Genomic DNA, 20,574 nt, shown 5'->3' with positions numbered 1-20,574 from the left:
TTATGCTCAACCAAGCCGCCATCGAACATCTTTCCGCCGCCGATTCCGTGCTGGGCGGCGTCATTGCCAACGGCCGCGACATTCACCCGCGGCCCCACGAAGACCTGTACCTGGCGCTGCTGCGCGCCATCGTGAGCCAGCAGATTTCGACCAAAGCGGCCGCCGCCATCTGGAAGCGCTTTCAGGCCCTGTTTCCGCCCGAGGGCTACCCCGAGCCGCGCGAAGTGCTGGCCCTGAGCGAGGACGAGCTGCGCGCCGCCGGCCTCTCGCGCCAGAAAGCCGGCTACCTCAAGGCCATTGCCGAGTACAACGAGCGCGGCCTGCTCGACTACGAGCACCTCACCAGCCTTTCGGAAGACGCCTTCACCCAGCACCTCACCGCCATCAAAGGCGTGGGCCGCTGGACGGCGCAAATGCTCCAGATGTTCGCCCTCGACCAGCCCGACGTGTTTGCCGAAGGCGACCTGGGCGTGCAAAACGCCATGCGCAAGCACTACGGCCTGGAGGAAACCGGCCGCGCCCTGCAAAAACGCATGATAGTCATTGCCGAAGCCTGGCGCCCCTACCGCTCGCTGGCCTGCAAATACCTGTGGCAGTCGCTGGACCAGGGCACCCAGATTCCGCCCACGGCCTGAGGCCCCCGCATCCATCGGCCCCGCTGCTTCGGGCTCAAAAAAGTCCCCCGACCCCGGAATCCTGATTCCGGGGTCGGGGACTTTTGATTAGTGGGAGTGACTGCGTTGCTACCTGGCGGCGGGCACGGACTTATGAGATTTCATGTGAAACACTTCCTCCTGAACGAACAGCTCGCCGTCCTGCCGCAGCAGGGCGAGGTTGTCGATGATGATTCTGAGGTTGTAGGTTTCCTGGTTGAGGTAGCTGAGCACGGGGCCCAGCAGGTCGGGGGTGGTGTCGTGCAGGGCCAGCGAGATGTGCGGCAGCCAGCAATCGGGGCCGCTGAACTTGTCGGTGCGCAGGCAGAGCGGCGCGGTGGCTTTCAGAATGCGCTGGTGCAGGGCATTGAGGGCATCGGAGCGCAACACCGGCACGTAGATAACCGGCTGCGCGCCCGGGAACACGCCCAGGCCGGTGGTATAGGCCGGAAACGGCTCGGTAGTGGCGGCCACATCGGCCAGCACTTTCTTGAGGGAGCTGAGTTTTTTGACGCCGGCCAGCTGGTAAGTCAGGTGCGGGTCGAGGGTGGCCTGGACGTCGTCGATGCCGAATTTTTCTTCCAGCCGTTTGATGATGGCGTTGATGCGCAGCACATGGGGCGCGCTGAGCAGCGAGGTGATTGCAAGCATAGGAACGGGTACGGAATTATCGAAAGGTGCGCCGAACGACTGGTCATATTCGGTCTGCTGGAAGAGGTGCTTCATCGGGTACCGGCCATGTGTTGGTTGAATTGTTGGCTCTGCCCACGCGGAATGCTCAGGGATTGGAAGTTTTCGGCCCGAATGATTTTGGCCAGCTGCACGAGCTGGCCGGTGTGGTAGGCGTAGTGGGCTACCTGCCGCTGCACGGCGGCCAGCACTGTGTGGGCCTCCCCCCGAATGGTGACGGGGCGCAGCAAATCAGCCGGTTGCAGCTCATCGAGCAGCGTGAACAGGATGGGCCAGGCCGCGTCCCAGGCCTGCTGAAGCGCCGGCACGGCCGCCACCGAAGCAGGTTCTTCGAACTCCTGGTCCCGCTCGCGGGTGGGCTTTTCGCCGTCGGAAGTCAGGAAACAGGTAAAACGGGAGCGCAGGTTGCCCACCATGTGCTGCACGATGACGGCGGCGCTATTACTCCCCGGCGCGGGCCGGTGCAGCCACTCCGCATCAGAGAGCTGGGCCAGAGCGCGGTCGGCCAGCAGTTTATACGTTCGAAAGTTTTGGCGGAACGTGGCCAGCAGGGCCTCGCCAACGGCGTCGGGGGCGGAGGAAGGGAGCATGGCCCAAAAGTAACAAATTTGGCCAAGGCACGGGCGGCTTATTTCCGGGCGGCTACGTCCCATTGTTGTGCTTCCTGGTCGGGAAACGCCCTTTTTCATCGATTTAACGCGCCCAAACACAACCCAAACCGGGGCTTTTTTCGTTACGCTACTCTTGCCCATCTTTCCGTGTCTGATACGTTAACTACCGCCGACTCTGCTGCCGCACCTGCTCCGGCAGCGCCCGCCCCCCGGCCCCGCCGCCACTGGGGCCGCTGGCTGCTGGGCGCGCTGGCCCTGCTGGTGGTACTGGTGCTGGTGGCCCTGCAGTTGCTGGACCCCTGGCTGCGCCGAACCCTGGAAAAGCAGGTAACCAAGCAAACCCACGGCCAATACCGCCTGCAAGTGGGCGCCCTGCACACCAGCCTGTGGCACGGCGCCATTCGCCTGCGAAACCTGCGCCTGCGCCCCGCTGCCACCGTGGCCGACACCCTGCCCCGCGTGCGCCTCGATGTGGCCCGGCTGAACGTGACCGGCGTGGGCCTGTGGGCCTTGCTGCGCAAACAACTAGTACCCATCGACAGCGTGGTGCTGGATTCGGCCCACATCCAGGTGCTGGCCCTGGCCCGCAAGCCCACCAAACCCGCCACCCAGCCGCTACACGAACGGCTGCCGCTGAAGCTGCCGGGCTTGCGCATCGGCTATTTTGGCCTGCTGCACGTCCAGGCCCGGTATGAGCCGGCCGCACAGCCATCAGGCAGTTTCAAGGAAGCTGATTTGAGCGCCCGCGACCTGCTCATCAGCCGCGCCGGGGCCGCCGACACCCAGCGCATTGCCTACGCGGCCGCCTGGCAACTGGGACTGTTGGCGGCGAGGGCCGAGGTAGCCAGCCACCACCTCACGCTCGGCGCCCTGCGGTTTTCCACGGCGTCGCAGCGCTTGCAGCTTGATTCTTTGCGGATTAAAGAACCCGCGCCCGGCCAGGGCAAGCCGGGCGCGGTGCGCGTTAATTTCACGATGCCGCGCTTGGCCGCTACCGGAATTCGAGCGGCTACCTGGCTGCACCAGCGTCATTTTCGAGCCGATTCGCTGGTCCTGAAGTCGCCCAAGCTGGCCTTCAAGCCCCCCACCAAACGCCCGCCCGACTTCTGGAAGCTGCTGGCCCCCGTGGCGCGCCGCGCCGACGTGGCCCACCTGGCGCTGCACAACGGCCAGATGCGCGTGACTGGCCTGGCCCACACGCCTTCCATTGTGGCGGTGAACGTGACGGGCACCGGCATTCGGGTCGATTCGGTGGCCAAGCAAGCGTCGGACCGCGTGGCCTACGCCCGCGCCTGGACGGCCCACACCGGACGCCTGCAGGCCGCTTTCGACGCGCCCAATTACCAGGCCAGCAGCGCCCACCTGCGCCTGAACACGGCCGCCCACACCCTGAGCATGACCGGCCTGGCCTTGCTGCCCAACCTTACGCCGGTGCAGATGAACCTGCGCGTCGGCTACCAGATTCCGCAGTTTACCGCCCACCTGCCGGAGCTGACCATTGCGGGCCTCGATTTTGCCCTTCTGGTTCGGCACGGCGACGTGCACGCGGCCCGCGTCACGGTGCGCCGGCCGCTGCTCGCCATTGCCTCCGACGGCCGCGGGCCCATCAACCCACACCGCTCCATCATCACGCCCGAGGACATGCGCAAGGTGCAGACCCGCATCGACGTGCGCCGGCTCGACCTCGTGAACGGCAACCTGACCACCCGCTACCGCAGCCCGCTCAGTCCTGTGGTGGGCACCCTCAGCATTAACCGCTTCTCCGGCTCGCTCTACAACGTGAGCAACGAGCCACGCCACCAAACCGCGGCCACGCCCCTCACCGGCACGGCCACCGCCTGGCTGCAAAACACCTGCCGCATGACGGTGCACCTGGCCGTGCCGCTGCTCGACCCCAGCGGCCGGCACCGCGTGTGGGGCAACTTCGGGCCGGGCTCGCTCGCCATCCTCAATTCGATGACCGTGCCCACCCGCCTGGTCGATTTCAAGAAAGGCAACGTGCAAGGCATCAACTTCGCCCTGCAGGCCGATAAGAAGCAGGTAACCGGCACCATGACCACCCGCTACACCGGCCTGCAGCTGGAGCTGCTGAGCTACAAAAAGGGCGAAATCAAGCAGTCGTTGGGCAAAAAAATCATTTCGAAAGCCGCCAACGTGCTGGTCATCCGCGACCAGAACCCGCGGAAGGACGGCCGGGTGGTCACCGGCGACATGACGTCGAAGCGCGAGCCGCGCTTTTCGGTGTTCGTCCTCTGGCGGCAGGGCATCGTGAGCGGCTTGCTCAACAACATCGGCCTGCCACGGGCGCTGGCCCGGAAACTTAGCGAGTCGGAGGACGTGGCGCCCCTGCCAACTACGGCCCGCTAAAAGCTGAACCATACAAAACCTCGTACCTTTCCCAAGCACTAGCCAAAGCGAAGCAGTAGAGCCGTTCTCAGGTCTCCAGGTTTCTTTTTTCGACCTGCGCCTGAACTCACCTCCTCCCGCCCGATGGCTATTTTCCTCTTCTTAACCGCGCACTGGTACCTGTCGCTGTTTACGCAGACGTTTTTCCAGCACCGCTATGCCGCCCATCGCATGTTCACGATGGCCCCGGTGACGGAGCGGCTGTTCTTCCTGCTGACCTACGTTTCGCAGGGCAGCAGCTTCATGTCGCCTCAAGCGTATGCGCTGCTGCACCGCATGCACCACGCCTATTCCGACACGCCCAACGACCCGCACTCGCCCCACAACAGCACCAACGCCTTCACGATGATGTGGAAAACCCGCACCATCTACCAGGACTGCGTGAAAGGCACTTCCGTGGCCGCCCAGCGCTTTCAAGGCAACTATCCGGTCTGGAATTCGCTCGAAGATTTCGGCAACAAGTGGTACTCGCGGGTGGGCTGGGGCGCGGTGTACGTGCTGTTCTACGTCAATTTTGCCACCGCGTGGTGGCAATACCTGCTGTTGCCCATTCACCTGAGCATGGGCGCGGTGCACGGCGCCATCGTGAACTGGGCCGGCCACAAATACGGCTACCAGAACTTCGACAACAACGACAAAAGCCGCAATTCACTGTTTTTCGACTTCCTCACCGGCGGCGAGCTGTTCCAGAACAACCACCACAAGCTGCCCAGCCGCGTCAATTTCGGCGTGAAAAAGTGGGAGCTGGACCCCTCCTACCCCGTCATCTGGACGCTGGATAAGCTCGGTATCATCAAGCTCCGGCTGGTGAGAGTAGCGGCCCAGGAAACCGCCGAAGCCCAGGCAGCCGTGGCGGCCTAAAAACTCCCGCTGCCCCCTTGGATTGCATTATGATTACAAAAAGCCCGGCTGGCAGCCGGGCTTTTTATTTTGCCCCGAAAGGAATATTAACCGGCCTCTGACTGTTTTCGGGGTTCGAGCCCAACGATGCAGGCCGTACCTTTGCCCCTGAATACCCCGCAACAATGATTTCAATCTCCGACCTCGACTTTCACTTTGGCTCCCGTGCGCTGTACGACAATGCCAGCCTGCACATTAAGCCCAAGGATAAAATTGGCCTGATTGGCCTCAACGGCACGGGCAAATCGACGCTGCTCCGCATTCTGGTGGGCGAATACAAGGCCGACGGCGGCTCCATTTCGATGAGCAAGGACGTGAGCCTGGGCTTCCTGAACCAAGACCTGCTGAGCTACGACACCCACGAAAGCATCTTGCACGTGGCCATGCAGGCTTTTGAGGAAGCCCTGGAGCTGCAACATAAGATTGATGACCTGCTGGTGCTGTTCGAAACCGAATACACCGATGATTTGGTCGATAAGCTGGCCACCATGCAGGAGCGGTTTGAGGCGCTGGGCGGCTACACTATGCAGTCGCGCGCCGAGGAAATCCTGGAAGGCCTGGGGTTCACCACCGAAGAGCTGAGCAAGCCGCTGAAAACCTTCTCGGGCGGCTGGCGCATGCGCGTGATGCTGGCCAAAATCCTGCTGCAGCAACCCTCCCTCCTGCTCCTCGACGAACCGACCAACCACCTGGACCTGCCGTCAATTAAATGGATTGAAAACTACCTGGCCGACTACGAGGGCGCGGTTATCATCGTGAGCCACGACCGCGAATTCCTGGACCGCACCACCAACACCACCGTGGAAGTGACCGGCGGCAAGCTGGTGCCCTACGCCGGCAACTACTCCTACTACCTGGAAGAAAAGGAGGAGCGCAACCTCATTCAGAAGGGTGCTTTTGAGAACCAGCAATCGCAGATTAAGGCCGCTGAGCGGTTTATTGAGCGTTTCAAAGCCAAGGCCAGCAAGGCCAAGCAGGCCCAGAGCCGCGTGAAGGCGCTCGACAAGCTGGAGCGCATTGAGGACGTGGCCAGCGACGCGGCCAAGATTAACATGAAGTTCCAGTTCAAGGTGGAGCCCGGCCGGCACATCCTGCGCATGGAGCACGTGATGAAAAAGTACGACCAGAAGCTGATTTTCCGCGACACCCACGTGCACATCGAGCGGGGCGACAAAATCGCGCTGATCGGGGCCAACGGCAAGGGCAAATCGACGCTCATGCGCCTCGTGGCCGGCACCGAAGCCCCCACCGACGGCAAGCACCAGCTCGGCCACAACGTCATCATGTCGTTCTACGCCCAGCACCAGCTGGAGTCGCTCACGATGGAGAACGAAATCATCCAGGAGATGCTGGAGGCCGGCTCGAAGCGCAGCGAAATGGAGCTGCGCTCGGTGCTGGGCTCCTTCCTGTTCTCGGGCGAGGAAGTTTTTAAGAAAATCAAAGTCCTTAGCGGCGGCGAAAAAAGCCGCGTGGCCCTGGCCAAAACCCTGATTTCGGAAGCCAACTTCCTGCTGCTCGACGAACCCACCAACCACCTGGACATGGTGTCGGTCAACATCCTGATTCAGGCCCTGGAGCAGTACCAGGGCACGTTCATCGTCATCAGCCACGACCGGTTTTTCGTGGAAAACGTGGCCACCAAAATCTGGTACATCGAGGATTTCCAATTGAAGGAATACCCCGGCACCTACGCCGAGTACGAGCAGTGGCAGGACGACCGCGAGAAAGCCGCCAAGAAAGCCGGCCTGCCCAGCCCCTCGGCCCCCAAACCCACCCCAAAATCGGAGCCCAAAGCCGAGGCGGCTCCCGCCAAAACCCCTTCGCCCGACCAGAAAAAAGCCCTGCGCGAATTGGCCGAAGTCGAAGCCAAAATCGACACCCTGGAAAAAGAATTAGCCATTTACGAAAAGCAGCTGGCCGACCCGCAGATATATCAAAATGCCGCTCAGCTCAAAGACACCACGGTGAAATTTGAGCAGGTAAAAAAGGAATTAGCCCTATTAAACGACCGTTGGGAAATGCTGGCCGAAGTGTAGGAAACCCTCACCAAACAAAAAGCCTCGCCCGAAGCATAAGTGCTTTGGGCGAGGCTTTTTGTTTGGTCTCTGGCGACGAAGTATGGCGTTTATGGCAAAGTTTAAAAGCCGTCAGGCTACAACCAATGCTTAATTAAAAGTAAATTTTAAATTACTCTACTTGCGCAATACATTCAACCGAAACCAATATTCCAGCAGGAAATGGCATCACTTGGGGGGTACTTCTCGCGGGTGGATTTTCGGGAAAGAATTCTTTGTAAACTTTGTTGACTACGCTGAAATCATTACCATGTACCATAAAAATGGTTGTTTTCAAGACTTTCGACATATTTGAACCTGCATCTTCGAGAATTGTCTGTATGTTTTTAAAGCTCTGCCTTATTTGTTCTTCAAAGTCAGCACTTATAATCTGTCCTGTAGATAAGTCTAATCCAGGCGTGCCGGATAAAAAAATCAAATTGTCTGCAATAACAGATTGAGGGAATACTTCACTCATTTTCGGAACACGTGCAGTATTGAAGTTTTTCCTTGTAGTCATATAAATTTTTCTGTGGTCGAGGCCATTGAGTTGCACGCAGTATTAAGGTGCCCGCTACTATCAGGTTAGAAACCAAGGCTGTTGAGATGGGAGGGTGGGCAGGCGCGCTGGGCCACACGGGAATATATTTCAGCGGGTTTGATGCTATTGTTTCTCAATGGGTCCTGAATGACGCAGATGTCGGTGTCGGCTTCCAGCAAGTGTATAGTGTAGGAATGCACCCGCACGCACTTGCTGGAAGCCAGGGTATACGACCCGGATTTTCAAATTGCGCCGGGCTACTTCTCGCCATAAATCACCAGCGCGCTCGATTCTATTAGCACGTTGCCATCGGGACATTTCTGGTTAATCAACTCCAGTGCTTCCTGCTTAATTTTCGCTTGCGTGCCCGCATCCGCCTTGTTGAGCGCAGCTATAACCGGGGCGGCTACTTCCGTCATCATGGCCCAATAGTTATCGGCCGTGCCGCTATTCAGCTGGCCGCCGACTTCGGCTTCGGAGACGTTTTTCAGGCCGGCCTGCCGGAATAGCTCGGCGATAGAGCCCCTCTTGGCGCACCGAAACATGCCGGGAGCACCGGGCGGGGGCGGGGGCAATTGCATATTTTTATTGATGCTGCCCATCGCGGCAGTCACCCAGAAGTTCTTTTCGGGCACGTTCCACACGGCCGTGGCGAGCCGGCCGCCGGGCTTCAGCACGCGAGCCATTTCGTTGGCGGCAAGCTGCATATCGGGAAAAAACATGAACCCGAAGCGGCAGCTGATGGCATCAAATGTATTGTCGGCAAAAGGTAGCTCGCACACATCGGCCTGCCGGGTTTCAAAATTCCGAATGCCGCGCTGTGCCGCGTGTTCTTTGGCCACTGCCAGCATGCCTTCGGCGATATCGATGCTGATTACCTGGCCATTTTTCACCATCGTGGCGATGGTCAGGCCCGGCTCACCCGTGCCCGAGGCCACGTCCAGCACCACGTCATTGGGCTGGGGCTTCAGCAGCCGGATGATTTCATCGCCCATGGGCTTCATAAAATCCATCAAAAGGCCGTCCCATTTTTTCCAGCCGGGCGAGAATTTATTCCACGATTCCCGTTGCTGCTCCAGGATTTCTTCGAGTTGCGCTTCCATGGTTTTGTTCTGGTTAATGACTTGGTTGTCAATGATTAGAAATGGGTAATACGTGCTACTTGCAAGCAAATCAGTATTCCCATTTTCCTGCATTAATATGCTGCATTGGAAAAACTTATTGCTGTCGTTGCGTAGCCAGATATAGCTGATTATTTTCAAGTTTTTGGTGCATTTTTCTGCCTTCATTAACTATTATTCCAATAGTCTCACTTACATCCCCCCGGGTTGTTCTAAAATTCACAACACAGGCTCTCAGGCAATATTTTTTCATCACCATAGCATTCGACACGAATACCTCACCGCCCTGCTGTAATTTATTAAGCAACGCTTCATTCAGAATATTGAGGTATTCTTCCCCATCTTCATCATGAGGCACATAATGCAAGGGGATGTACCGCAACGTTGTGATGCTTAAGCCCTGCGTAATTGCTTCAAGCTCTGGATGCTTATTCGATTCTGCAAACAACAGCTTTGCCAGCTCAATATCTTCCCGAATCATGGCCTCATAGCCGCGGCGGCCTACTTGTTGCAACGCCAACCACACCTTCAGGGCGCGGAATCCCCGGGAATTCTGCATGCCGTATTCATAATAATTATGCACGCGCTCGTCGCCCTGATTATCAAAATTGTAATAGTCGTGATGGAAGCTATAGGTATTAAGTAAATGCTGCGGATTTTTCACTAACGTGCAACCGGCTTCAAGCGGGCTATACAACCATTTATGGGGGTCGAGGGCAATGGAATCTGCTTCTTTAATTCCATCAAACAGCGTTGCCAGCTCTGGCACCACTGCCGCGGGAATGCCATACGCGCCATCCACATGAAACCATAAATCATACGTCTTGCAAATAGCTGCAATAGCCCGCAGGTTATCAACGGCGCCGGTGCTCACGTCGCCGGCGGTGGCTACCACCATAATGGGGCTGCAGTTGTTTTTCAGGTCGTTTTGTATGGTTTGTTCCAGTGCGTCAACATCCATTTTGTTCGCGGCATCCGTCGGTATCCACCGCACTGATTTGGAGCCCAGGCCGAATAGAATTGCCGCTTTTTCAATCCAGGCATGGGTGGTTTTTGAGCAATAGGCCACCAATTTTGCCGGGGTATTGGCAAGACCTTCTTCGCGGTAGTTTTCAGGAGCTTTGGCAGTTATTGCCGTCACAAATGCAGTGAAGTTGGCCATATTGCCGCCGCTGACCAATATTCCGCCATAATCCGGGGAAACACCAATAAATTCAGCCAGCCACCGGATGGTTTGCTTCTCAATTTCGGTGGCGATTGGGCTTAATATTTGTGCGCCCACATTGGGGTTGACTGAAGCGGCTAATAAGTCGGCCAGGGCGCCAATCGGCGCGGCCGATGAGGTGATATACCCCAGAAATTTGGGGTGCCCGTTCAACAGCGAGTGGTTGAGCAACAAATCAGCGGCGTGGGCCAGGATTTCTTCAGCCGGCGCACCATTTTCCGGCAATGGGGCATTACCCAGGAGCTTTTGCAATTGCGTTGCCGTCTCACCCGTTGTCACGCGCTTGTGCGCGATTGTGCCCATAAAATCGGCAATCAAATCTATCAACTGATAGCCAAGCGCTTTGAATTGCTCCTGACTCATTTCAATTGGGGTTTTTCGAGTCGTCATGCTGCAAGCCTGTTGGTTATTTTATCGCAATGGAGTGGGGAATTTCCCACGTGTCGCACTGCTTTGGCGCGGCACACACAGGAATGCCCTTTAGCCGCTTGGCTGCGGTAGTCAACTCCCTTTCAAGCATTACTAATATAGGAATATTAACTACTAATACAAGCAAACTCATCTGCTAGTTAGTAGCGGCGCATTGCCTGCCGTAAGGCTCCGCAGGCGTTACTTTCGCAGCATGCGCATCCTTCGTTTCGCCACTTTCCTGCTTGCCACTGCCTGCGTGCCCCTGGGCACGCCCATCACCAGCACCGGCCCGGCCACGCCCGGCACCCAGAAGCCGCCGGAATACTACGCCGATAAAACCCTGCGCTACCAGGACTATACCTACGCGCCCGACGTGCGCAGCGTGCAGTGCTTCGTGGCCACGGGCCAGGTGAACGAGGTATTTCAGCCGCCGATAGTGCCGCTGGGTCAAAGCCAGGCCATCACCCTGGAGTTTGACGTGCTGAACGAGCAGAGCCAGCGCTACACGGCCAAGCTCATTCATTGCGACGCAGACTGGCAGCCTTCGGTGCTGACAGACATGCAGTTCCTGAACGAAATCAACGAATTTCTGGTCACCGACTACCGCGTGAGCACGGGCACCAAGGTGCCCTACTTTCATTACCGGCTGCATGCGCCGGCCGTGAAAATCAGCGGCAATTACCTGCTGGTGGTGCAGAGCCCGGGCGGCGTGCCGGTGGTATCGCGCCGGCTGGTGGTGTACGAAAACCAGGTGCAGGTGGGCCTGGCGCCGGGCATCGTGATTGGCGGGCAGGAGCGCTACACCTTGCAGCAGCTCGATTTCAGCATCGGCTACGGCAGCGTGGAGCTGGTGAACCCGGCCGTGGAAGTGAAAGTGGTGTTGCGCCAGAACTTCCGCTGGGACAACGCCAAGTACAACCTGCGCCCCACCTTCGTGCGCGACGCCGAGCGACGCCTCGAATACCAGTATTTTAACTTCGAAAATGCCTTCCCCGGCCTCAGTGAGTACCGATATTTCGACACCCGCTCCATTCAGACGGTGGGCCTGGGCGTGCTGCACGTCGACCCGCGCGCCACGCCCGTAACCACCGTGCTGCTGCAGCCCGAGGTGTCGCGCAGCCCCACGGCCTACAACCAGTACGTGGACGCCAACGGCCAGCGCGTGTTCGAAAGCCGTGAATACGGCAGCGGCGCCACCAATGCCGACTACGCCGACGTGACCTTCCAGCTAAAGGCCGACCAGCCCGCGCCCGGCCCCGTGTACGTGTTTGGCGCCCTCACCGACTGGCAGCTCAAGGACGAGTTCAAGCTGACCTACGACGACACCAAGCAACTGTACACCGGCCACGCCCTGCTCAAGCAAGGCTACTACAACTTTGATTTCGCGGTGGCCGGCGCGCGCGGCATCGCGCCGAATGAAGTGTACTACGAAGGCACCCACTACGAAACCGAAAACCAGTACGACCTGCTGGTGTACTACCGCCCGCCCGGAACCCGTGCCGACCTGCTCATCGGCTACCAAACCGTGGACATGAACAAGCGACTATAGCGCCTGAGCGGTAGCTACTTGCTGCTCAGTTGCACACTGGTTTTTAGCGACAGCCCCGCGCCGCCGCCATTGCCGCCGCCCCCGTAGCCGCCGCGCATGCCACCGCCCCGCATGCCGCCACCCCCGCCGCCGTAGCCGCCACCGCCCCGCATGCCGCCCCCGCGCATGCCCATGCCGCCCTGGCCACTGTCCGTCATCGTGCCGGGGCTGCTTACGGGGCCGGTCCACTTGTTGCCAACCACCGTCATGCCCACCACGGCGGGCTTGCCGCTGGCTAGCGTCGGCAGATGACGGTAGAGCAGGCGCAACGGCACGGCCAGCTCGTAAATCAGGCTTTCCTGGTCGTCGAGGGTCATGGCCAGCTTCACGCCCAGCTGCGACTGCGTATCGGTGAGGGTCGGTTCTTTGCTGCCTTTGTAGTTCAGCAGCTCCATTTCCCGCAGGCCGGCCAGGGTCTGGCGCATGCGGGTACTGCGGTCGAGGCGTTCGCCGGCGGCCTCGTCGGGCCGGGGCGGGGCAGCCCGGTCGCGCAGCGGAAAGCGCACGCCAAACTGCTGCTGGTTGCGCCCGGTGGTGTCGAGCCACACCACGAAGCCCAGGCGCAGGAGCTTGGCCTGGGTGGCGGGGTCGGCGGCTTTGAGGCGCACGTACACCGTGCGGCCGTCGTTCAGCACCTGGTATTGCAGCTTGCTGGTGGGGTCGTAATGCAGCGAGTCGGTCCACTCGGTAGCCAGCCCGTCGATGACCGGCGGAGTAGCGGCAAAACGGCTGGCATTGCTGGCCGTGGGCTGGCGGCTACACGCCAGAAACAAGAAAGCAGCGGGCAGCCACGCGGGCCAGAAACGGGAAATACTCATCGGGTGGGTAAAATGGATACCGGCAAAAATGGCCGCAATATTCCTTTCAGCCGGGTGTGTTTCAGGTGAAAACTTGAATAGATTCCGCAATCTGGCAGGAAAATAGCTTACTCGCTGCTGGTCATGTCCCAGCATGCCCGGCGCGGCGCGGCGGCTGGCGCGCCCGCAGGCCGGTCCCGCCGCGCCGCGTAACCCTTGCCCCCCCTCCCGCCGTTGCAAGCTCATCCGTCGCTCTTCACCGGCAACAACTGCTTTATTTATTCCCATGAATTTTTCTCTTTTCCGTAGCCTGCGCACCGGCGCTCTGCTGGCCCTGCTGGTGCCATTGGCCAGCTCTTCCACCCTCACCAACTGGGCCGGGCACCTCCCGGCCGGGAACGCCCCCGCTGCCCGCCCGCTGCAAGGTGCCAAGCCCGACCCAGCCGTCATCGCACAGTTCGGCCTCTACAACAACGCCACCCTGCAAAGCCTCATCAACGCCAAGGGCAAACAGATGACGGCCGTGTCGGACCGCCCCGGCGATTACGGCTTCACCGTGGTCGACTCGCCCATTATCAACGCCTTCGCCACGCCCGATGGCCACGTGTATTTCACGCGCGGCATCATGGCCTATTTCAATAATGAGGCGCAATTTGCCGGCGTGCTGGGCCACGAATTGGGCCACATCACCGCGCAGCACGGCAAAAAACAGCAAACCCGCTCCACCATCGCCAGCATTTTGCTGGGCGTGGGCTCGGCGGTATCGCCCAATCTGGTGGGCAAGCTGGCCCAGCCGCTCTCGACGGGCATCGGCGTGGTTTTTCTGAAATACGGCCGCGACGATGAGAACGAAGCCGATGGCCTGGGCGTGAAATACTCGACCAAAATTGGCTACGACGCGGCCCAGATGGCCGACTTCTTCCTCACCCTGCAACGCACGGAGGCCCAAAGCGGCGCCGGCGGCGTGCCCACTTTCCTGAGCACCCACCCCAACTCGGCCGACCGCTACACCCGCGTGAAAGGCCTCGCGGCACAGGCCCGCCAGTCGGTGGGCAACCGGACCCTGGCCGTGAACCGCAACCAGTACCTGCGCTCCATCGAGGGCCTGAACTATGGCGAGGACCCGCGCCAGGGCTTCGTGGAAAGCGGCGTGTTTTACCACCCCGATTTGAAGTTTCATTTCCCGATTCCATCCGGCTGGAAGTCGCAGAACTCGCCCGAGCAATTCCAGATGGCCGAGCCCAACGGCAAAGCCCTGCTCATATTTCTGGGCGTGCCCGGTACGTCCCTCGACGCGGCCGGCCAGAACCTGGCCAAGCAAATAGGCCTGACTTCCGCCAACGCCCAGAAAACCACCATCAACGGCTTCCCCGCCCTCACCTTCGAAGGCGACCAAACTGCGTCGGACCAAAGCTCAGCCACACCGGCGCACGTTCTGGCCCAGCTTATTCAGGACGGCCAGAGCGTTTACGCTTTCGTGGGGCTGGCCACGGCCGCGTCATTTGCCACGTACTCGCCGCAATTTAGCCAGACGGCCCAGGGCTTCGGCCGCCTCACCGATGCCAGCAAGCTGAACCGCCAGCCCGAGCACGTTCGCATCAAAACCGCTGCCGCCAACACCACGCTGGCTTCCGCCTTCGCCGCCAACGGCATTCCCAGCAAGCGTTACGAGGAGCTGGCCATTCTCAACGGCATGAAAACCACCGACCAATTGCCCAAAGGCACCTTATATAAAGTGGTGGGTAAATAGCAGGTCAGCAATGCGCTCATGCCAACAAAAAGCCCCGGCCGGAATACGGTCGGGGCTTTTTGTTGGCATGGCAACTTTAAAATTGAGGTTCCTACGCGCGATTACAATTACACATTAAAGCGGAAGTGCATGATGTCGCCGTCCTGCACCACGTATTCTTTGCCTTCCACGGCCATTTTACCGGCTTCTTTGATTTTGACTTCCGTCTTGTATTCCTGGTAATCCGGCAGTTTGATAACCTCGGCGCGGATGAAGCCTTTCTCGAAATCGGAGTGAATGACGCCGGCCGCGGCGGGCGCTTTGTCGCCCCGATGGATGGTCCAGGCGCGCACTTCCTGCACGCCGGCGGTGAAGTAGGTAATCAGGTTCAGCAACTCGTAGCTGGCGCGGATTAGCTTGTTCAGGCCCGACTCGGTGAGGCCGTACTCGCCTAGGAACATAGCTTTTTCCTCGGGGTCCTCCATCTCGGCAATCTGGGCTTCGATGGCGGCCGATACCAGCACTACCTGGGCTCCTTCGGCCTTCACGTGCTCGCGAAGGGCGGCCACGTGGTGGTTGCCGTTGCTGGCAATGCTGGCCTCGTCCACGTTGGCCACGTAAATCACGGGCTTGATGGTGAGCAGCTGCAAATCGGCCACGGCCTCCAGCTCATCGGGCGTGGCGGCCACGGCGCGGGCGTTCTGGCCGGCCTCCAGCTCTGCTTTGAAGCGTTGCAGCACGGCTACTTCTTTCTTGGCCAGGGCATCACCGGCTTTGGCGCTGCGCTCCGATTTCACCAGCTTTTTATCGATGCTCTCCAAATCTTTGATTTGCAGCTCGGTGTCAATAACGTCTTTGTCGAAAACGGGGTCGACGCCGCCGGCTACGTGCACGATGTTGGGGTCGTCGAAGCAGCGCACGACGTGGATAATGGCGTCCACTTCGCGGATGTTGGCCAGGAATTTATTGCCCAGGCCTTCGCCCTTGCTGGCGCCTTTCACGAGGCCGGCAATGTCGACAAACTCAATGATGGTGGGCAGCACGCGCTTGGGATTCACGAGGCCTTCCAGGATTTGCAGCCGCTCGTCGGGCACGGTGATGACGCCCACGTTGGGCTCGATGGTGCAGAACGGGTAGTTGGCCGATTCGGCCTTGGCGTTCGAAAGCGCGTTGAAAAGAGTGGATTTACCGACGTTCGGCAAGCCGACGATACCGCAGCGGAGGCCCATTACTTCTGATTAAGAATGAAGAATTAAGAATGAGGAATGAGGTCATTCGGCCGCAAAGGTACGGCTTGCGGCAACGCAAAACGGCGCGAACGGACTTTTGCCCATTCGCGCCGTTGAAATTGGTCGCAGAAAACTACCCGCTACCCGTTACTCACTAACCACTAAAACTCAGTAGCTGTCGTCGCTCCGGTTGGGGTCGAAGGCGGGGCGGTCGAACTCCGGGCGGGGTTGCTCGCGGCTGTCGTAGTCGCGGGGGCGGTCGAGCTCGGCCACTTCCTCGGCGGTCAGCAGCTCTTCACGCACGTAGTCCACGGCGTCTTGCAGGGCATCCACGAACTTGAGAAAATCTTCCTTGTAGAGAAAGATTTTATGCTTTTCGTAGGATACCGAGTCGTCGCCGTTCTGGCGGCGCTTGCTCTCGGTGATGGTCAGGTAGTAATCCTGACCGCGGGTGGCTTTCACGTCGAAGAAATACGTGCGCTTGCCGGCTTTAATGCGTTGGGAATAAATTTCTTCCTGGTCGTGACGGTCGTCCACGGCGATGGGTTGGGGTATGGGTGGGAAATAGAATCGGTCGGTTAATTGAAAGGCCTAACTTACGAAAGGCTCAGCAAAGATAAACGCGGCGGGCGGGGTTGGTGTTAGAATGCTCGGCATGACGTTCTTTGGTATTCCGAATTTTGCCCCAAAAGCTCCTTCCACCGCCCTATGCCCCTCGACCTCGCCGCCATCCGCTCCTTCGAAAACCTCGAATTTCTGGCCCGCCAGCTGGTCGATGGCTTCATTACCGGCCTGCACCAGTCGCCCTACCACGGGTTTTCGGTCGAATTCTCCGAGCACCGCCTCTACAACCCCGGCGAGAGCACGCGCCACATCGACTGGAAGGTGTTTGCCCGCACCGATAAGCTGTTTGTGAAGCGCTACGAGGAGGAAACCAACCTGCGCGCCCACCTGCTGCTCGACGTGAGCCCCAGCATGTACTACCCCGCGCCGGGCCACGACAAGGTGAAGTTCAGCATTCTGGCCGCCGCCGCGCTCACCACGCTGCTCACCCGGCAGCGCGACGCCGTGGGCCTCGTCACTTTCGCCGACACTGTGGAGCTGCAAACGCCGGTGCGCTCCACCAGCACCCACCGGCACACGCTGCTGCTGGCCCTGCAACAGCTGCTGGAGCGCCCGCCCGCGCCCCAGGCCGGGCGCGGCACCGACGTGGCCGGCACCATCCACGCCATTGCGCAGCAGATTCCGAAACGCTCGCTCGTCATCCTGTTCAGCGACATGCTGGGGCGCGGCGCGGCCGAGCAGGAGGCTGCCCTGGCCGCCCTGCAGCACCTCAAGCACCAGCACCACGAAGTGCTGCTTTTCCACGTTCTGGACCGGGCCACCGAGGCCAATTTCGAGTTCGCTGAGCGGCCCTACATTTTCGAAGACGTGGAAACCGGCCTCGAAATCAAGCTCCAGCCCTCCCAGATAAAGGAGCAGTACCGCGCCGCCATGACGGCCTACGAGCAGGCCCTGGCCCTGCGCTGCGGCCAGCTGCGCATCGACTTCGTGCCGGTGGACGTGCGCGAACCGTTCGAAAAAGTGTTGTATGCTTATCTGGTGAAGCGCGGCAAGGTGCGATAGTGCGGCAAGGCAAAACCTAAACGGCAAAAGACTGTCCTGCTGGGGCAGGCCCGGCATGACAGTCGGTTTTATTCCCTCCCCTCTTCGCTTTATCCCCCCTTCGCTCTGTGTTTTTACTGCGTCTGTTGCTCATTTTCGGCGTTTCGCTGCTGGTCTTCGCACCCATCACCGGCTACATTGCTTACAACTACGGCCGGTCGTTCTGGCGGTGGTTTGGGCTGGGGCTGGTGCTGCCATTTGTTTCGGTTTTCATCGCGCTGTTCATGGCCATGCGCGACCGGTGGGCCGAAGAAGAAGCCCAGCAGCGCCAAATGCCGCCAAAGGCCTAGTGGCTCAAGCCGCTAGGCCGCCGCTGAAACCGTCGCCAAAGTGCTGCTATCGGCCACCGGCCGTACCTTTGCTTTGCTGACTATTGCCAAATCCCCCCCCGCTTATTTGCTATGATTGAAGCCCTCATTGCTATTCTAACGCCGCTGTTTTTCATGCCGCTCATGACGGCCTTTATGGCGTACAGCCACGGCCGGTCGTTCTGGCGGTGGTTTGGGTTGGGGTGTGCCCTGCCCTACGTGTCGCTGTTCGTGGTGATGTTTGTGGTGCACCGCGACAAGAAAAAGCTGGCCGCCGCCGAGCTTGCGCACGCCGCGTAGCGCCGCTGGTGCTGTTGTAGATTTTTTCGTTTCCCTCTTCCCCTTTTTATGTACCAAACGCTGCTCATTCTTCATTCCTGGTCCCGCTGGTTCGTGCTGGTGTTCGGCCTCATTGCCGTGTACCGCGCCTACGTGGGCTGGACCAGCCGCCGCCCGTTCGTGAAGGCCGACAACGGCATGGGCGCCAGTTTCTCGGGCTTTATGTGGCTGCAGGTGCTCATCGGCTTCGGCCTGTATTTCGGCCTCAGCCCCTGGGGCCTGAACGCCATGAAGCAAGCCGGGGCCATGAAAAACCCCACCGCCCGCTTCTTCGGCATGGAGCACGTCGTGGTCATGATTCTGGCCGCCGTGCTGGCGCAGGTAGGGCGCATTGCCATCAAAAAGACCTCAGACAACACCCTGAAACACAAAAAAGCCTTCACGTACTTTGGCATTGCCCTGCTCCTGGTGCTGCTCATGATTCCGTGGGGCATCTGGAATCCGGCCCGGCCGTTATTTCGTTTTTAAGTTTTACATACTAATTTTGAGCGCGCTACGTACTAAGCGCAGTCGCTTCGCTATTTTGCCCGATTATCTCTTGTTGTTAAACCCGTGTCCAGCGCGCCTAAACGCTCCTACTCCGTAGAAGACTTCTCCGAGCTAATCAACTCCCGCCTTCAACAGCTGGAAGGCACGCAGGAAGCCCGGCAGCGCTACGGCGCCTTACTCGCCATATTGCGCCAGCAAGTGGATTCCTACCGGCAGCGCAAGTCGGCCGGCAAATAGCCGATACGGCCGCTGCCTCGCAAGACTACACAAAAAAAGCCTTCCCGCTGCATAGCGGGAAGGCTTTTTTCGTGTCTGGCCGGGCGCGGTGGCTATAGGAACATGCCGCCCGAGGCTTCGAGGCGCTGGGCGTTCACCCACCGGCCCTCGTCGGAGCAGAGGAAAGCCACTACTCCGCCGATATCGTCGGGCTGGCCCACGCGGCCCAGGGCCGTTTGGGAGGCCACGAAGGCATTGAGTTGGGCATTGTCGCGCATCGCGCCGCCGCTAAAGTCAGTTTCGATGGCACCGGGGGCCACCGTATTCACGGCAATGCCGCGCGCACCCAGCTCCTTGGCCTGGTAGCGGGTCAGGACTTCGATGGCCCCTTTCATGGCTGCGTAGGCCGATGAGCCGGGCAGCGTGAAACGGGCCAGCCCGGTGGAAACATTGATGATGCGCCCGCCGTCGGCCAGCAGCGGCAGGGCCTTTTGGGTGAGAAAGAAGGGGCCTTTGAAGTGAATATTCAGCACCTCATCGAACTGGGCCTCGGTGGTATCGGCGAACGCGGCGTGCAGGCCGGTACCGGCATTGTTAACCAAGGCGTAGAACCGCTCGGCCTGAAAAGTGTCGCGAAGCGTAGTTTTTACCTGCTCGAAAAAGGCGTCGAAGGTGCCGGCATTGCTGGCGTCGAGCTGCAGGGCGGCGGCTTTGCGGCCGTGGCCCCGGATTTCGGCCACCACGGCTTCGGCTTCGGCCCGTTGGCTGTGGTAGGTGAGGAGTACGTCGAGGCCTTTGGCGGCCAGGCTCAGGGCCATGTTTTTGCCCAGGCCGCGGCTGCCGCCGGTCACGAGGGCGATTTTGGGAGTGCTCATCGGTTCAATAATTGGCTGGTGAATGATGAGGCAAAGCTCCGGCCCGCGGCCGCCGGGTTTGTGGTGAGTAGTTCAGTTTAAATGGTGACAGCTTCCGCCTGGGCCTCGCGCCGGGCGGCCCACTCCTGCTCGCGGTACTGCTTGGGCGTGGCGCCCTGGAAGCGCTTGAAGAACTTGGTGAAATTGGAAGGGTCGTAGGTGAGGTTGGCGGCGATGTCGGCCACCGAGCGGCCGGGGTCGCGCAGCAGTTCCCGGGCCACGTCCATGATGCGGGCCTCGAAAAAATAGCATGGCGAATGCCCGGTGGCCAGCTTGATGGTGTTGCTCAAATGCGTGGGGTGGATGCAGAGCACCCCGGCCAGGTCACGGACTTCGAACATCTCGGTGGCCCGGCCGGCCACGATGTCGGCCAGGTGCCGGTCTACTTCGCGCAGGAAATCGGCGGTGATTTCGTGCTGCCGGGTCAGGAGCTTTTTGGGGATGGGCGTGGTGGTCATGGTTGGTGGGGTTTGGCAAGAAAACGCCGCAACGTCATGCGGAGCGGAGCCGAAGCATCTCTACCGCAATAGTAATAAATTACTTACGCAGTAAAGATGTTTCGGCTCCGCTCCGCATGACGTTGCGGGCGACCAGACACGCGTTGCACCCGGGCCTGAACCGAAAAAGGCGGGGCCCGGCCCCTGCCCACGGGCAGCGGCCGCGAGCGGGTAAATCTGAACGCGGCCCT

21 protein-coding genes are annotated in these 20,574 nt (G+C 59.8%); 11 read left to right on the top strand and 10 right to left on the bottom strand.

The genetic code is table 11. The features are described from left to right. Positions 1 to 2: 2 nt before the first annotated feature. Positions 3 to 635 (top strand): DNA-3-methyladenine glycosylase family protein, encoded by a 633-nt coding sequence (locus J4G38_RS13910; protein ID WP_210517240.1) that lies wholly within the window; start codon positions 3 to 5, stop codon positions 633 to 635. Between the two features lie 108 nt (positions 636 to 743). On the opposite strand, the gene J4G38_RS13905 is transcribed toward J4G38_RS13910, so the two are convergent. After that, positions 744 to 1,304, bottom strand: coding sequence for a 2'-5' RNA ligase family protein (locus J4G38_RS13905; RefSeq protein ID WP_210517242.1), 561 nt, complete (start codon positions 1,302 to 1,304; stop codon positions 744 to 746). A gap of 71 nt (positions 1,305 to 1,375) precedes the next feature. Then, the gene (locus J4G38_RS13900; protein WP_210517245.1) at positions 1,376 to 1,933 is read right to left on the bottom strand and encodes a DUF1572 family protein; all 558 of its coding nucleotides are present in this window, start codon (positions 1,931 to 1,933) and stop codon (positions 1,376 to 1,378) included. Positions 1,934 to 2,101: 168 nt separating this feature from the next. On the opposite strand from J4G38_RS13900, the gene J4G38_RS13895 reads away from it, so the two are divergent. The 3 genes from J4G38_RS13895 (at position 2,102) to J4G38_RS13885 (ending at position 7,296) form a co-directional block, all read left to right on the top strand. Beyond that, complete coding sequence (locus J4G38_RS13895; RefSeq protein WP_210517248.1) at positions 2,102 to 4,321, top strand: hypothetical protein; 2,220 nt, start codon at positions 2,102 to 2,104, stop codon at positions 4,319 to 4,321. Positions 4,322 to 4,444: 123 nt separating this feature from the next. Beyond that, positions 4,445 to 5,221 (top strand): acyl-CoA desaturase, encoded by a 777-nt coding sequence (locus J4G38_RS13890; protein ID WP_210517250.1) that lies wholly within the window; start codon positions 4,445 to 4,447, stop codon positions 5,219 to 5,221. 164 nt (positions 5,222 to 5,385) lie between these two features. Then, on the top strand, positions 5,386 to 7,296 hold the full coding sequence (locus tag J4G38_RS13885) for an ABC-F family ATP-binding cassette domain-containing protein (RefSeq protein ID WP_210517253.1): 1,911 nt from the start codon (positions 5,386 to 5,388) through the stop codon (positions 7,294 to 7,296). A 151-nt stretch (positions 7,297 to 7,447) separates the two neighbouring features. On the opposite strand, the gene J4G38_RS13880 is transcribed toward J4G38_RS13885, so the two are convergent. The 3 genes from J4G38_RS13880 to J4G38_RS13870 all read right to left on the bottom strand — a co-directional run bounded on the left by J4G38_RS13880 (position 7,448) and on the right by J4G38_RS13870 (position 10,591). After that, positions 7,448 to 7,870, bottom strand: a complete 423-nt coding sequence (locus J4G38_RS13880; protein WP_210517256.1) for a RidA family protein — start codon at positions 7,868 to 7,870, stop codon at positions 7,448 to 7,450. A 242-nt stretch (positions 7,871 to 8,112) separates the two neighbouring features. Further along, the gene (locus J4G38_RS13875) at positions 8,113 to 8,958 is read right to left on the bottom strand and encodes a class I SAM-dependent methyltransferase (protein WP_210517259.1); all 846 of its coding nucleotides are present in this window, start codon (positions 8,956 to 8,958) and stop codon (positions 8,113 to 8,115) included. Positions 8,959 to 9,073: 115 nt separating this feature from the next. Next, positions 9,074 to 10,591: a pyridoxal phosphate-dependent decarboxylase family protein gene (locus tag J4G38_RS13870; RefSeq protein WP_210517262.1), complete on the bottom strand. Its 1,518-nt coding sequence runs from the start codon at positions 10,589 to 10,591 to the stop codon at positions 9,074 to 9,076. A 232-nt stretch (positions 10,592 to 10,823) separates the two neighbouring features. On the opposite strand from J4G38_RS13870, the gene J4G38_RS13865 reads away from it, so the two are divergent. Continuing rightward, on the top strand, positions 10,824 to 12,161 hold the full coding sequence (locus J4G38_RS13865) for a type IX secretion system plug protein (RefSeq protein WP_210517265.1): 1,338 nt from the start codon (positions 10,824 to 10,826) through the stop codon (positions 12,159 to 12,161). Between the two features lie 14 nt (positions 12,162 to 12,175). Here the strand turns inward: J4G38_RS13865 and J4G38_RS13860 are convergent, their stop codons facing one another. Further along, complete coding sequence (locus J4G38_RS13860) at positions 12,176 to 13,018, bottom strand: hypothetical protein (protein WP_210517268.1); 843 nt, start codon at positions 13,016 to 13,018, stop codon at positions 12,176 to 12,178. 265 nt (positions 13,019 to 13,283) lie between these two features. On the opposite strand from J4G38_RS13860, the gene J4G38_RS13855 reads away from it, so the two are divergent. After that, positions 13,284 to 14,747, top strand: a complete 1,464-nt coding sequence (locus J4G38_RS13855; protein WP_210517270.1) for a M48 family metalloprotease — start codon at positions 13,284 to 13,286, stop codon at positions 14,745 to 14,747. Between the two features lie 107 nt (positions 14,748 to 14,854). On the opposite strand, the gene ychF is transcribed toward J4G38_RS13855, so the two are convergent. Both ychF and J4G38_RS13845 read right to left on the bottom strand, forming a co-directional pair. Further along, on the bottom strand, positions 14,855 to 15,955 hold the full coding sequence (ychF, locus tag J4G38_RS13850; protein ID WP_210517273.1) for a redox-regulated ATPase YchF: 1,101 nt from the start codon (positions 15,953 to 15,955) through the stop codon (positions 14,855 to 14,857). A 168-nt stretch (positions 15,956 to 16,123) separates the two neighbouring features. Further along, a complete protein-coding gene (locus J4G38_RS13845; protein ID WP_210517276.1) occupies positions 16,124 to 16,492 on the bottom strand; it encodes a DUF3276 family protein in 369 nt (122 codons plus the stop codon). Between the two features lie 171 nt (positions 16,493 to 16,663). On the opposite strand from J4G38_RS13845, the gene J4G38_RS13840 reads away from it, so the two are divergent. The 5 genes from J4G38_RS13840 to J4G38_RS13820 all read left to right on the top strand — a co-directional run bounded on the left by J4G38_RS13840 (position 16,664) and on the right by J4G38_RS13820 (position 18,993). Then, positions 16,664 to 17,581 carry a DUF58 domain-containing protein gene (locus J4G38_RS13840; protein WP_210517279.1) on the top strand — a complete coding sequence of 306 codons (918 nt, stop codon included), beginning with the start codon at positions 16,664 to 16,666 and terminating at the stop codon, positions 17,579 to 17,581. Positions 17,582 to 17,688: 107 nt separating this feature from the next. After that, the gene (locus tag J4G38_RS13835) at positions 17,689 to 17,910 is read left to right on the top strand and encodes a hypothetical protein (protein ID WP_210517282.1); all 222 of its coding nucleotides are present in this window, start codon (positions 17,689 to 17,691) and stop codon (positions 17,908 to 17,910) included. A 111-nt stretch (positions 17,911 to 18,021) separates the two neighbouring features. Then, positions 18,022 to 18,228 (top strand): hypothetical protein, encoded by a 207-nt coding sequence (locus J4G38_RS13830; protein WP_210517285.1) that lies wholly within the window; start codon positions 18,022 to 18,024, stop codon positions 18,226 to 18,228. 48 nt (positions 18,229 to 18,276) lie between these two features. Beyond that, positions 18,277 to 18,735 (top strand): hypothetical protein, encoded by a 459-nt coding sequence (locus J4G38_RS13825; protein WP_210517288.1) that lies wholly within the window; start codon positions 18,277 to 18,279, stop codon positions 18,733 to 18,735. 84 nt (positions 18,736 to 18,819) lie between these two features. After that, positions 18,820 to 18,993, top strand: a complete 174-nt coding sequence (locus J4G38_RS13820; protein ID WP_210517290.1) for a hypothetical protein — start codon at positions 18,820 to 18,822, stop codon at positions 18,991 to 18,993. A gap of 92 nt (positions 18,994 to 19,085) precedes the next feature. Here the strand turns inward: J4G38_RS13820 and J4G38_RS13815 are convergent, their stop codons facing one another. Further along, a complete protein-coding gene (locus tag J4G38_RS13815; RefSeq protein ID WP_210517293.1) occupies positions 19,086 to 19,847 on the bottom strand; it encodes an SDR family NAD(P)-dependent oxidoreductase in 762 nt (253 codons plus the stop codon). A gap of 77 nt (positions 19,848 to 19,924) precedes the next feature. After that, positions 19,925 to 20,344, bottom strand: a complete 420-nt coding sequence (locus J4G38_RS13810) for a helix-turn-helix domain-containing protein (RefSeq protein WP_210517295.1) — start codon at positions 20,342 to 20,344, stop codon at positions 19,925 to 19,927. Positions 20,345 to 20,574 lie beyond the last annotated feature (230 nt).

The sequence above is a fragment of the Hymenobacter terricola genome (assembly GCF_017921975.2).
GTDB classification, from domain to species: Bacteria; Bacteroidota; Bacteroidia; order Cytophagales; family Hymenobacteraceae; genus Hymenobacter; species Hymenobacter terricola.
This window is presented reverse-complemented; position numbering and strand designations above follow the sequence as displayed.